Annotated in this window: 11 protein-coding genes; 5 read left to right on the forward strand and 6 right to left on the reverse strand. The window is 72.5% G+C overall.

The features are described from left to right. The first annotated feature begins 10 nt into the window (after positions 1–10). Positions 11–796, forward strand: coding sequence for an SDR family NAD(P)-dependent oxidoreductase (locus EEJ42_RS23530; protein ID WP_123102610.1), 786 nt, complete (start codon positions 11–13; stop codon positions 794–796). A gap of 128 nt (positions 797–924) precedes the next feature. Here EEJ42_RS23530 and EEJ42_RS23535 read toward each other — a convergent pair whose 3' ends face one another. Genes EEJ42_RS23535 through EEJ42_RS23560 form a run of 6 tightly spaced genes read right to left on the reverse strand, consistent with a single transcriptional unit; the run spans position 925 to position 7,474 of the window. After that, entirely contained in the window at positions 925–1,782 is an 858-nt protein-coding gene (locus EEJ42_RS23535; protein ID WP_123102580.1) for an ABC transporter ATP-binding protein, read from the reverse strand. Further along, positions 1,779–2,780: an ABC transporter ATP-binding protein gene (locus EEJ42_RS23540; protein WP_123102582.1), complete on the reverse strand. Its 1,002-nt coding sequence runs from the start codon at positions 2,778–2,780 to the stop codon at positions 1,779–1,781. Before EEJ42_RS23540 ends, EEJ42_RS23535 begins: the two co-directional genes overlap by 4 nt. A gap of 6 nt (positions 2,781–2,786) precedes the next feature. After that, positions 2,787–3,638, reverse strand: coding sequence for an ABC transporter permease (locus EEJ42_RS23545; protein ID WP_123102584.1), 852 nt, complete (start codon positions 3,636–3,638; stop codon positions 2,787–2,789). Next, on the reverse strand, positions 3,635–4,609 hold the full coding sequence (locus EEJ42_RS23550) for an ABC transporter permease (protein WP_123102586.1): 975 nt from the start codon (positions 4,607–4,609) through the stop codon (positions 3,635–3,637). The genes EEJ42_RS23545 and EEJ42_RS23550 overlap by 4 nt, the downstream gene beginning before the upstream one ends. A 4-nt stretch (positions 4,610–4,613) precedes the next feature. Continuing rightward, positions 4,614–6,263 carry an ABC transporter substrate-binding protein gene (locus tag EEJ42_RS23555; protein ID WP_123102588.1) on the reverse strand — a complete coding sequence of 550 codons (1,650 nt, stop codon included), beginning with the start codon at positions 6,261–6,263 and terminating at the stop codon, positions 4,614–4,616. A gap of 35 nt (positions 6,264–6,298) precedes the next feature. Next, complete coding sequence (locus tag EEJ42_RS23560; protein ID WP_123102590.1) at positions 6,299–7,474, reverse strand: C45 family autoproteolytic acyltransferase/hydrolase; 1,176 nt, start codon at positions 7,472–7,474, stop codon at positions 6,299–6,301. A 128-nt stretch (positions 7,475–7,602) separates the two neighbouring features. On the opposite strand from EEJ42_RS23560, the gene EEJ42_RS23565 reads away from it, so the two are divergent. The 4 genes from EEJ42_RS23565 to EEJ42_RS23580 all read left to right on the forward strand — a co-directional run bounded on the left by EEJ42_RS23565 (position 7,603) and on the right by EEJ42_RS23580 (position 11,068). After that, positions 7,603–8,505, forward strand: a complete 903-nt coding sequence (locus EEJ42_RS23565) for a MurR/RpiR family transcriptional regulator (RefSeq protein ID WP_123102592.1) — start codon at positions 7,603–7,605, stop codon at positions 8,503–8,505. 89 nt (positions 8,506–8,594) lie between these two features. After that, positions 8,595–9,398, forward strand: a complete 804-nt coding sequence (locus tag EEJ42_RS23570) for a polysaccharide deacetylase family protein (RefSeq protein WP_221179416.1) — start codon at positions 8,595–8,597, stop codon at positions 9,396–9,398. A gap of 1 nt (position 9,399) precedes the next feature. Continuing rightward, positions 9,400–10,455 carry a polysaccharide deacetylase family protein gene (locus EEJ42_RS51950; protein ID WP_221179417.1) on the forward strand — a complete coding sequence of 352 codons (1,056 nt, stop codon included), beginning with the start codon at positions 9,400–9,402 and terminating at the stop codon, positions 10,453–10,455. Positions 10,456–10,465: 10 nt separating this feature from the next. Beyond that, positions 10,466–11,068, forward strand: coding sequence for a TetR/AcrR family transcriptional regulator (locus tag EEJ42_RS23580; RefSeq protein ID WP_221179418.1), 603 nt, complete (start codon positions 10,466–10,468; stop codon positions 11,066–11,068). Positions 11,069–11,119: the final 51 nt, after the last annotated feature.

The raw sequence follows: 11,119 nt of genomic DNA on the forward strand, positions 1-11,119 counted from the left end.
GGAAACCACCATGTCCACCACACCCACCGCCGTGATCTCCGGCGCGGCACAGGGCATAGGCGCCGCCACGGCCGGGCACCTCGCCGGGCAGGGCTGGCGCGTCGTCGTCCTCGACCTCAACGGCCCCGGCGCGAAGGCGGTGGCGGCCGCGCTCGACGCCGCACACCCGGTGGCCGGGGGCCACCTCGGGCTCGGGTGCGACGTGTCCGACGAGAGCGCGGTCGGCGCGGCCGTGGCCCGCGCGGCTGACGCGGGCGGGCGGATCGACGCCGTGGTCGCGGGCGCCGGGAACCTCGTACGGGGTCCGGCGGCCGAACTGGACCTCGGGTCCTGGCAGCGCCATCTCGACATCCACCTCACCGGCAGCTTCCTGCTGGCCCGTGCCGCGTTCCCCCGGCTGAGCGCCGCACACGGCTCCGTGGTGACCATCGCGTCCGTCGGGTCGACCTTCGGCCTGCCGCGCCGCGTCGCCTACTCCGCCGCCAAGAGCGGCATCGTGGGGATGACGCGGACGCTGGCCGCCGAGTGGGGGCCGCACGGGGTACGGGTCAACGCCGTCGCGCCGGGTTACGTCAACACCGAGATGGTCCGCTCGGGCCTGGACGCCGGGACCCTGGACCGGGACGCCCTGCTGGCCCGCACCCCGCTGCGGCGGCTGGCCGAGCCGGAGGACATCGCCGCGGCCATCGGCTTTCTGGTCTCGCCGGGGGCCGGATTCGTGAACGGCGCGGTCCTGCCGGTCGACGGCGGCCTCACGATCGACGGCACCTTCGATCACATCGCGTTCACGCAGTGAAACGCCCCCGCCAGGTCGCGAGCCACTGGACGGCCTTGTCGTAGTGCGCCCGGTCGATGTGCAGCCCCCGGTAGCACGGGACACGGAAACTATGCTCACGTTCCCGGCGGCGCAAGACACGGCTCCGCTCACAGCTCGGTGAGCCGGCCGCGCATCCGTACCGTCTCCGCCGGGTCCCAGCCCTCGCGCGGCACCGACGACAGCAGCAGCCGGGTGTACGCGTCCGCCGGGGCGTCCAGCACCCGGGCCGTCGGGCCCGTCTCGACGGCCCGGCCGCGCCGCATCACCAGCGTGTCGTCCGTGACGTGCCCGACGACGGCCAGGTCATGGCTGACGAAGACCAGCGCCACCCCCGTCTCCCGGCGGATCTCGGCGAGGAGCAGGAGGATCTGCGCCTGGATGGACACGTCCAGCGCGGCCACCGCCTCGTCCAGCACCAGCACCTCGGGTTCCACGGCGAGCGCACGCGCGATGGCCAGCCGCTGGCACTGGCCGCCGGACAGCGCCCGCGGCCGGGCGTCGGCCTCCCGCTCGCCCAGGCCCACCTGGTCGAGGAGTTCGTCGACCCGCGTGGTGGCGGCCCGGCCCTGGTGCCGCCCGTGCAGCCGCAGCGCGCCGTGCAGACACTGGCGGGCCGTCAGGCGCGGGTCGAGTGACACGTACGGGTCCTGGAACACGATCTGGATCTCGCGGGCGCGCCGCAGCCGCTCCGCCCTGCGCCCGACCGGGCCGCGCGGCCTTCCGTCGCCGCGTCCGCCGGGGGCCCGCTCCCGCCCGTTCACGGTGATCGTGCCCGCGTCCGGCCGTACGAGGTCCACCAGCATGCGGGCGACCGTGGTCTTGCCGGAGCCGGACTCCCCGACGATGCCCAGGGAACCGCCCGCCGGGACGGTGAACGAGACCGTGTCCACGGCCGTCGTCCGGCCGCCGTCCGGGAGGGCGTAGGTCTTGCACAGGCCCTCGACGACGAGTGCGGGGGTGGTCATGTGCTGCTCCTCGATACGAGTTCCAGTCGGCGGCACGCCGCGAACTCCTGGTCGGCCAACGCCCCGCCGCCGAACGGGAGCGCCACCGGCGCCCAGGTGTCGCACTCCGGCTCGGCCTTCGGGCAGCGCGGGGCGAAGGGGCAGCCGGTGAGGGCGTCGGACAGGGACGACGGACGGCCGGGGATGGGACGCGGCTCGCGGTCCCTGCCCAGGGCGGGCGAGCACTCCAGCAGCCCGCGGGTGTAGGGGTGCCGCGGGTCGGCGAACAGCCCCCGGGCGGGCTGGTGTTCCACCACGTGGCCCGCGTACATCACGTACACGCGGTCGCAGTAGGCCGCCGCGAGCGGCATGTCGTGGGTGATGAACAGGGTCCCGAGGCCGCTGCCGGACTCCCGGCGCTCGGCCTGGATGCCGCGCAGCAGCGCCAGCACCTCCGCCTGGGTGGTGGCGTCCAGCGCGCTCGTCGCCTCGTCGGCGAGGAGCAGGTCGGGTTCGGTGCACAGCGCGGCGGCGATCACGACGCGCTGGAGCATGCCGCCGGACAGCTCGTGCGGGCGCTGCCGCATCCGGCGGTCCGGATCGGACAGGCCCACGGAGGCCAGCATTTCCGTCGCCTTCGCCACCGCCGCGCGCTTCGGCAGGCCCAGGACCCGGGTGAGCGGTTCGGTGAGGAAGTCGCCGATCCGGCGCACCGGGTTCATCGCGGAACGCGGGTCCTGGAAGATCATGGAGACGGTGCGGGACCGGTGTGCGCGCAGCCGGGCGGGGTCCATGGCGAGCACGTCCTCGCCGTCCACCCGCACGGAGCCGGTGGCGTGTGCGTGCTCGGGGAGCAGGCGCAGCACGGCCCGTGCCGTGGTGGACTTGCCGGAGCCCGACTCGCCGACCAGGCCGACCACTTCACCCCGGTCGATCCGCAGCGACACCCCGCTGAGCAGCGGCCGGGCGGCGGCACCGGCGGGCAGCCGGAGGGTGAGATCCTCGATGTCCAGCAGCATGGCCGGTTACCTCCCGTGGCCGAGGCGGTCCGAGACCCGGACCCCGACGATGTTGAAGGCCACCACGACGGCGGCGATGGCCGTGCCCGGTACGAGGGCGGGCAGCAGCGCTCCCTGCACCACGGCGTCCTGCCCCTCCTGCACCATCAGCCCCCAGTCGATCGAGGGCGATCCGGCGCCGAAGCCCAGATAGCTGAGGGTGGCCAGGCTCATCAGCCCTTCGCCGAAGAGCACCACGAGGTAGCCGATGAGCGCGCCGGACAGATTGGGCACGAGGTGCCGTACGCAGATCCGCGCCCCGCTCATGCCCTGGACCCGGTAGGCGTCGATGTACGGCTGGGAGCGCTCGGCGAGGGCGACGCTGCGGGTGTAGCGCGCGATCGTGGGCGCGTACGCGAGCCCCAGGGCGAGGATCGACGTGGTGAGCCCGTCGCCGAAGACCGCGATCACCAGGACGACGAACAGCAGGCCCGGGAAGGCGTACATCACATCGGTCACGCGCGAGAGCAGGGTGTCCACCCAGCCGCCCCGCCAGGCCGCCACCGTGCCCATCGTGACACCGAGCACCGCCGCCAGGGCGAGCAGCGCCAGCGGGGCCAGCAGGCTCGACCGGGCGCCGTACAGCACCCGGGACAGCAGATCCTGTCCCGAGGCGTCGGTGCCCAGCGGGTGTTGTGACGTCGTCCCCGCGAGCGAGGCGGACAGGTCGACCGCGTCGGGCGCGTGGGGTGCGAGCAGGGGTGCGCACACCGCCGCCACCACGACCAGGGCGAGGAAGCCGCCCGCGACGACCACCTGGAGCGGGCGGCGGGCCCGTATCGTCACCGGGACCAGGGCCCCGGCCGTCACCGTCGTCATGCGGTCTTCACCCTCTTTGCCGTGTGCCGCTTCGTGCCCCGTGAGACCCGGGGGTCGATCAGGGGATGGACCAGGTCGACCAGCGTCGTCACCACCACATAGCCGATGACCATGAGCAGCAGCACCGCCTGGGTGACCGGGAAGTCGTGCGTACTGATCGCGCTCACCAGCAACGAGCCGACCCCGCTGAGGCCGAAGGCCGTCTCGACCACGACCGTTCCGGCGAGCATGCCCGCCATGACGAGCCCGCACATGGTGACGATCGGGCCGAGCGCGTTGCGCAGCACATGCCGGACGACGATCTGCCGCTCCGCCATCCCGGAGGCCCGGGCGGCCTCCACGTGGTCGGACGCGTACGCCTCGGCCATCGCCTGCCGGGTGACCCGGCTGATCACCGCGAGCGCCCCGAGGGCGAGGGCGAACGCGGGGAGCGTCAAGTGGTGCAGCCGGCCGGTGAATCCCTCGCCCTGACCGGTCACCGGGAACCAGCCCAGCCGCACCCCGAACAGCGACACCAGCGCGATGGCCGCGACGAACGAGGGGACCGACGCGGCGAGCGTGGTGCCCCCGACGACGGCCGAGTCCACCCAGCCGCGGCGCAGCGCCGCCAGGACACCGGAGCCGACGCCCAGGATCACGAAGAACACCGTGGCGTAGGCGACGAGTTCCAGGGTGGTGGGCAGCCGCGCGCCGATCAGGTCCGCCACGTGGTCGCGGTACTGGAACGACCGGCCCAGGTCGCCCTGGGCGCTGTCCCACAGCCACCTGCCGTACTGGACGACGAGCGGCTCGTCGAGGTGGTACTGCGCGCGGACCGCCGCGAGCTTCTCCGGGGTGAGTTCCTGACGGCTGCCGGAGAGGAGGACGGCGGGGTCTCCCGGGGCGGCGTAGGCGGCGGCGAAGATGACGAACGACGCGGCGAACAGCGTGGCGAGCAGACCGGCGAGCCGGCGCGGCAGTCCGCGGAGCATGGTGTCAGCCCCTCTTCGTACCGAGGTCGGCGGCCCACGGGTAGTACAGCGACACCATGGACGCCGGGGGACCGGTGTACTTCTGGCCGAGCACCATCACCGACGGCACCTGCACCAGCGGGATCCACACCGCGTTGTCCGCGAACTTCTTCTGCGCCTCGATGATGAGGTCCGCGCGCTCGCGGTCGTCGAGCGTCTGCTGCGCCTTGGCGACGAGCGCGTCGTAGCCGCGGTCCGCGTAGCCGAGCCAGTTGTTGGCGTTGCCGGACATGCCGTTGTCGTAGAAGCCCACCGGGTCGGCCTTGGAGATGTACCAGTCGACCGGAATCAGGTCGAATCCCTTGCGCGCCTTCGGGTCGGAGAAGAACTCCCCGTACTGGCTCGGCGGAATGGTCTTGACGGTCACCTTCAGCCCGATCTTCTGGGCCGCGCCGCGCACCGCGTTGGTGATGACCGTCTGGATGTCGGTGCCGTCGTTGGACACCACCACCGGCTTCCCGGGCTCACCCGCCTGCTCGACCAGCTTCTTCGCCCGCGCGATGTCGTCCCCGGACGGCGACGCCGTGTACGCGGTGGACTTCTCCAGGTCCTTCTGAGCCTTTTGGAACGTGCCCTTCTGATAGCCCCACGCACCCGGGCCCACCGGGGTCGCCCAGGGCTCGGCGAGGCCGCTGAAGCCGGACTTGGCGATCCCCTTGCGGTCCATCGCCAGCGACAGCGCCTCGCGCAGCCGGGCGTCCTTCAGCGCACCGTTGTCGGTGGGGACCAGCGACCAGGCGGTGGTGGACTGCCCGTAGTAGGCGCGCACACCCTTCTTCTCGGCCAGCACGGCGGCGGGGCCGGTGGCCGTCAGATAGGCGCCGTCCGCGGCTCCGGTGGACAGGGCGTTGACCAGCGCGCTGCCGGAGGCCCAGCGGAAGACGACCTGCCGGGTGAGCGGGCGGATCTTGGTGTCCCAGTAGTGCGCGGCGCGCTCGATGGTGAGGGAGGAGCCGGAGTCCCACTTCTTCACCCGGTACGGTCCGGTGCAGGCGTCGGGGTGGCCGGGGGTGCCGAAGTCGTCGCCCTGCCGCTCGGCCACCTTGCGTTCCATGACGATCCCGGCGTCACCGGCCAGGGCCTTCATGAACAGCGCACTGGGCTTCTTGAACGTGATGGTGACCTGGGACGGGCCGGTCTTGGCGATCGTGTCGACGTCCTCGTACTCGTCCGACTCGGACATCTCCGGCCGGGCGTGCCGCTTGAGGCTCCACACCACGTCGTCGGCCGTCATCCGGGCACCGTCGTGGAAGGTGACGTCGTCGCGGAGGGTGAGGACGAGCTTCTTGCCGCCCGCGTACTCGGCCTTCTTCGCGAGGTGCGGCGCGGTGGTGAGGTCCGGCCGCAGCTGGAGCAGCCGCTCGCACACATTGGCCAGCACGGTGCGGGTGCTGCTGCCGCCCTGGCTGTCCATGTCGAGCGTGCCGGGCTCGTTCTCCACGAGCCAGTTCACGGTGGCGGCGGAGCCGGACGCCTTGGCGGTGGTGTCGGTGAGGCGGATCTTGGCGACGTCGGCGGTGGCGCCGCCGCCCGCGGAGGGCGCCCCGGAGCACCCGGCGGTGAACAGCAGCGCCCCCGCGACGCCGACTGCGATGGTGAGTTGCGTGGTTCTCATGGCAGGCCCTCCGGTGGTTCGGAAGATGAGGGGAGTCAGCGCGGCGCGTGCGGGCCGTCGTAGAGGTTCCAGGGCAGGTGCTGGTACGCGCGGTCGCAGGGCGTGCCGGGGGTCACGTAGTAGTCACCGGTGGTCAGGTCCACGCAGGAGGACAGCAGCGTCATCCACTGTTTGACCTCGGGCTGCCGGGGGTCGGGGTGGGTGCACAGCCCCTCGGGGTGGCCGAGGTGGTCGGACATGGCCTGGTGGATGAGCTTGCGGGACTGGTCCGGCGCGGTGGCCCCGCGCAGCTGGCGCAACCCCGCCTCGGCCCGGGGCACCCGGATCAGGGAGTCGGAGGACCCGGGACGGTATCCGGCGGCGAGCTGGACGGGGACGGTGGCCTGGTAGTGGTTGCCGTGGACGAGCAGCCCGTCGTCCGGATACAGCCAGCCGTGTGCGCCCGGTGTGGTCTCCAGGTCGACGGCGAAGCCTTCGCGGCAGGTCAGCAGGGCGTTGCTGGCGATGTGGCCACGGGTGCGGCACAGCACGTCGACCGCCGCGCTGATCGACTCGCTGTCCAGCACCCGGCGGCGGATCACGGTCTGCGGCAGCCCGACGGCGTCGTCGAACCTGCCTCCCAGACCGTTGGCGTTGAGGGCGACGCCCGCGGAGTTGGCGCCCTGGCGGCCGATCTGGCCCGCCTCGACCTGCATGATCACGGTGGGCCGCGGGGGCTGGACGATCCGCAGCATCAGGAGGGTGTCCGAGGTGCCCGCCCGCCAGTCCCAGTTCTGGCCGCAGTACACATGGCCGTCGCCGCTCGCCTCGCCCAGGACGGCGAAGGAAGTGCATCCGTCGGCCGCCGCCTCCTTCGCCTCCGCCACGTCCCCCGGGGTGCCCTCGTGGCCGCGCATCCGGGAGAAGGTCTGGTCGTAGATGATCTCGCCGCGGGCGTTCAGCGCCAGGACGTCCAGGAGTCCGACGCCCGCGCCCTCGGCGATCCCGGCCATCTCCTCGACCAGATCGGGCGCGTAGCCCCGCACCGGCTCCAGCCAGCGTTCGGCGCGGGCGGTGACCTGGTCCCAGGTCAGCCCCGACGATTCGCCGAACGCCTCCTCGTAGTAGGTGAGCGCCGCGCCGAGCCGTGTCCGGGCCGCCTCGCCGTACTGGCGGCCACGCTCGGCGGGCGGACCGGAGATCTCGATGATCGGGATGGTGCCGGCTGTCATGGCGCTCCTGTGTGCCGAGGACTCATGAGGGCTGTAATGTGCGACTGTAATGTTCGTTTCAGAAATTCCGGTTTCTGGAATGATGAGACCAGATGGTAATGACCACTACAGGGAAGTCAAGAGCTGTAATGAGCGAATCGGATGAGGCGACCGGGGCGACGCGCCTGCACACCGCGGTCCGCGACCTGTGGGGGGAGCTGTCCGCCTCGGAGCGCGAGGTGGCCCAATACCTGGTGAGCGCCCCGCCGGAGAACCTGCTCTTCGCGAGCGCCCAGGAGCTGGGCGCGGCCAGCGGCACCAGCAACGCCACCGTCGTACGCGCCCTCCAGCGCCTCGGCTACGCGGGCCTGCCCGCCCTCAAGCGGGAACTCGCCTCCGGCTTCACCTCCGCCACCGCCCCCGAGGAGCGGCTCAAGCAGCGCATCGCCCACGTCGGCCACGACCTGGAGCAGATCAAGGACCGGGTCTTCGACGAGGCCGTGGAGCGCCTCGACCAGTGCCGCCGCCTGCTGGAGTCGGAGGTGTTCGAGCAGGCGGTCCGGATGCTGGCCGACGCCCGCGAAGTGGTCGCGTACGGCGTCGGCGCCTCCGAGCTCGCCGCCCGCCACGTGGTGCTGAAGCTGCGCCGGGCCGGGCGCCGGGCGCGCTTCATCGGCGCCACCGGCTTCACCATGGCCGACGAACTGCTCGACCTCGGCCGCGGGGACGCCGTGGTGATCCTCCATCCCGGCCGCCGGCTGCGGGAGTTCACCGTGCTCACCGAGCGCGCGCGGGCCGTCGGCGCGAACGTCCTGCTGGTGACCGACGTGCCCAAGGGGCCCCTCGCCCGCCACGCCGATGTGGTGATCAGCGCCCCGCACACCCCCACCGGCATCACCGCCGAGTCCCTGCCGGGCATCGTCGTGATGGACACCCTCGTCCTGGCCCTCGCCTCCCTGGACGAGCCCCGCGCCGTCGAAGCCTCCCACCAGCTCACCGTGTTGCGCGGGCAGCTCATCGACCGGGCCGAGCCCAAGCAGCGCAAGGGCTGATCACCTCACGGATCGGAACCGCGAATGCGTCATGAACGGCCTCTGCTCGATGAACCGCCGCCCGTCTGGCCGGGCGGGGCGGCTTCGACGTGGACGGCCCCACCCTGTGGGTGGACGACCGCGCCACCGGGCGGTGCGACGACGCGCGGGGCTTCTCCATCGGTGCGTACGGGCCCTGGCGGGGCACCCCGCGGCTGCTGGACCTGCTGGACGACCGCGGCCTGCCCGCCACCTTCTTCGTCCCGGGCAAGATCGTGGAACAGTGGCCCGCCGTGGCGCGGGACATCGCCGCGTCCGGCCATGAGATCGGCCACCACGGCTGGATGCACGAGACCTTCTACGACCACCCCCGCGCGGCCCAGCGCGACATCATCGCGCGCAGCCAGGACCTGCTGGAAGTCACCACCGGGCGCCGCGCGGTGGGGTTCCGCAGCCCGAGCGGCGACATCGCCGCCGACACTCCGGCGCTCCTCGCGGAGCTGGGGTTCTCGTACTCCAGCTCCATGCGCGGCGACGACCGCCCGTACCGCTGGGAGATCGACGGCCGTCCCACCGATCTGATCGAGATCCCCGCGCACTGGGAGCTGGACGACTACCAGCAGTTCGTCTACAACGAGTCCCCGCCCGAGCCACAGGGCCTGGACCGCATCGCGAGCACCCTCGCCACCTTCGACAACTGGCGCCGCGAGTTCGACGGCTACCGCCGATGGGGGCTGTGCTACGTGCTGATGCTGCACCCCCAGGTCATCGGCAAACCCCAACGCGTGCGCGCCCTGGGGCGCCTGCTGGACCACATCGGACGCCGGGGCGACGTCTGGTTCGCCACCGGTGCCCAGATCGCCGACTGGTGGCGCTCGCGGAGCGCGGCCCGACATGGCGACGGGCGGGCCTGACATGGCGACGGACACGCCCGCACCCGGCATCGGCGGCCCGCGGCGGCGGCAGCCGCGCCCCCGCTGGCCGGAGGGTGCGCGCTGCGCGGTGGTGCTGACCTTCACCCTCGACGCCGAGCTGTTCTGGCTCCGCCTCCACCCGTCCGCCCGGCAGCGGCCCAAGACGCTGTCCCTGGGGACGTACGGGATACGCCGCGGCGTACCGCGGCTGCTCGACCTGCTGGACACCTACGCGCTGCCCGCCACCTGGTTCGTCCCCGAACACACCGCCACCCACCACCCCGGGGCGGTCCGGCGGATAGCCGCCGCGGGGCACGAGATCGCGGCCGCGGCACCCCCGGTTCCCGGCCGGACCCCGGACGCGGGCCTCCGGGACACGTGGTCGCGCACGGCCGCCTCGCTGGAGGCGGTGACCGGGGTCCGGCCGACCGGACTGCGCGCCGCGCCCGGGGTGTTGGGCGACGGGCATGCCGCGCTCCTCGACGAGCTGGGCTTCCGGTGGTCCTCGTCCACCCACGGCGACGACCGCCCCCACCCGCTGTGGTCCGGCGGGCGGCCCACACCGGTCATGGAGGTGCCGTGGCAGTGGGAGTACGCCGACCACCCGTACTTCCTCTACAACGGCGCACCCGTGGCCTTCCCGCCCGGCGAATCCCGCATCGCGGCCTACCGGGACGTCCTGGCGGACTGGAAGGACTCCTTCGACGCCTACCGCGACCACGGCCTGTGCTGGGTCCTGGCCCTCGACCCGCAGTCCATCGGCAAGCCGGGGCGGGTGCTGATGCTCGCGGAACTGCTGGACCACATCCGGGCGCACGAGGACGTCTGGTGCGCCACCGCGGGGCAGGTGGCCGAGCACTGGCGGCGGACGACCGGGCCGGACCCGGAACCGGCGGGCCACCCGGAGCGGGTGAGGGCGGGCTGGCCGTCCCCGCCCGGCACCGAGGGTAGGCTCGATCCCGGTCACATGGGCGCGCAGACCGAGCGCACGGATGGCGAGGAGCGGGATGGCTGTCACCGAACCGGGCGGGCAGAACCGGGCCCGGGGTCGACGTAATCCTGAGCAGGTGAAGGCGGACATCCTTGCCGTGGCCACGGCGGAGTTCGCGGAGCGCGGTCTCGGGGCCGCGAGCGTGAACGAGATCGCCGCCAAGACCGCCACGACCAAGCGGATGATCTACTACTACTTCACCAGCAAGGAAGGTCTGTACACGGCCGTGCTGGAGCGGTCGTACCGGCAGATGGCCGAGACGCTGCTGCGCGAAGTGGGGCCCGCGGACTCCGACCCCGTCGCGGCCCTGCGGCGGCTCGCGGAGAAGACCTTCGACCACCACGACACGCATCGCGAGTACGTCCGTCTCGTGGTCGGCGAGAACATGCTGCACGGCGCCTACATCCGCCGCTCCGGGGAACTGCGGAAGCTCTGGGCGCCGCTGCTCGACATCGTTGCCGACATCCTGCGCCGCGGGCAGGAACAGGGAAGCATCCGCGCCGACGCCGATCCCATCGACGTACAGGTCCTCGTCAACAGCTTCTCGCTGTTCCACATCACGAACCAGTACACCTTCGACGCCCTGTACGACTACGCGCTCGACGGGCCCGAGGCCCGCGCGCACTTCCGCCGCATGATCGGCGATGTGGTGACCCGCGCCTTCGCCGTCACCTCCTGAACCCGGGAAATCCGCAGGCCAAGGGCCCGCCGCGCCGTATCGCGCGGCGGG

The organism is Streptomyces botrytidirepellens, from assembly GCF_003721215.1.
GTDB classification, from domain to species: Bacteria; Actinomycetota; Actinomycetes; order Streptomycetales; family Streptomycetaceae; genus Streptomyces; species Streptomyces himastatinicus.

Excerpts from the sequence above, each read along its gene's own strand:
- EEJ42_RS23530 (WP_123102610.1), top strand. The coding sequence starts at position 11 with ATGTCCACCACACCCACCGCCGTGATCTCCGGCGCGGCACAGGGCATA.
- EEJ42_RS23535 (WP_123102580.1), bottom strand. The coding sequence starts at position 1,782 with ATGACCACCCCCGCACTCGTCGTCGAGGGCCTGTGCAAGACCTACGCC.
- EEJ42_RS23540 (WP_123102582.1), bottom strand. The coding sequence starts at position 2,780 with ATGCTGCTGGACATCGAGGATCTCACCCTCCGGCTGCCCGCCGGTGCC.
- EEJ42_RS23545 (WP_123102584.1), bottom strand. The coding sequence starts at position 3,638 with ATGACGACGGTGACGGCCGGGGCCCTGGTCCCGGTGACGATACGGGCC.
- EEJ42_RS23550 (WP_123102586.1), bottom strand. The coding sequence starts at position 4,609 with ATGCTCCGCGGACTGCCGCGCCGGCTCGCCGGTCTGCTCGCCACGCTG.
- EEJ42_RS23555 (WP_123102588.1), bottom strand. The coding sequence starts at position 6,263 with ATGAGAACCACGCAACTCACCATCGCAGTCGGCGTCGCGGGGGCGCTG.
- EEJ42_RS23560 (WP_123102590.1), bottom strand. The coding sequence starts at position 7,474 with ATGACAGCCGGCACCATCCCGATCATCGAGATCTCCGGTCCGCCCGCC.
- EEJ42_RS23565 (WP_123102592.1), top strand. The coding sequence starts at position 7,603 with ATGAGCGAATCGGATGAGGCGACCGGGGCGACGCGCCTGCACACCGCG.
- EEJ42_RS51950 (WP_221179417.1), top strand. The coding sequence starts at position 9,400 with ATGGCGACGGACACGCCCGCACCCGGCATCGGCGGCCCGCGGCGGCGG.